Consider the following 669-nt stretch of genomic DNA (forward strand, 5'->3'; position numbering starts at 1 on the left):
TAGATGAGTAAGTCCTAACTCGGTCAGTGGTCGTAGGCGGTCAGGGATCGGGTGGTGGGCTGGCCGGTGGCGCGGTTGTGCCAGATGGCTGCGGTCATGGCGAGGAGACGTTGCCCGATGCGGGCGCCGACACCGTCGATGCTGCGGCCGCCGTGCAGCTCGAGGTCGAGCTGGCCTTTGAGGGTGTCGAAGATCGACTCGATGAGTTGGCGGATCGGTTTGAGTAGCTGCTCACCCGGGCGTGGGGTGTGATTGCGGTAGGACGGGCGCAGCAGGCGGACGCCGCGCTCGGCGAGGTAGGTGTCGAGCTCGCGGGAGACGTAGCCCTTGTCGCCGATGATCGTCAGGCCGGTCCTGTCCGCGGTGAGGGTCCGGTCGTGGTCGAGCGCGGCGATCAACACCTGCCGTTCGTCGATCTTCGGGTCGGCCAGTACCCAGGTGATCGGGAGCCCGGCCGGGGTCGCGATCAGATGCAGGCGCAGGCCCCAGAAGAAGCGGGAGTGGCTGGCGCAGTAGCCGTACCCGGCCCATCCGGCCAGGTTCGAGCGCAGCGCGGTGGGCCGCGAGCGGGCACACTCGACCGGGGTCGAGTCGACTACCCAGACCGGGTCGTGCCACAGGTCGGTGTCGGCGGCCAGGACCCGGATCAGGCGCTTGATCAGCGGTACG

Annotated in this window: 1 protein-coding gene; it reads right to left on the reverse strand. The window is 68.5% G+C overall.

Features of this window, described 5'->3' with window-relative positions; all coding sequences use genetic code 11:
* Positions 1 to 23: 23 nt before the first annotated feature.
* The coding region (locus tag PSU4_RS31015) for an IS982 family transposase (protein WP_147116248.1) at positions 24 to 669 on the reverse strand (646 nt) is incomplete at its 5' end.

This window comes from Pseudonocardia sulfidoxydans NBRC 16205, assembly GCF_007989085.1.
Classification (GTDB): Bacteria; Actinomycetota; Actinomycetes; order Mycobacteriales; family Pseudonocardiaceae; genus Pseudonocardia; species Pseudonocardia sulfidoxydans.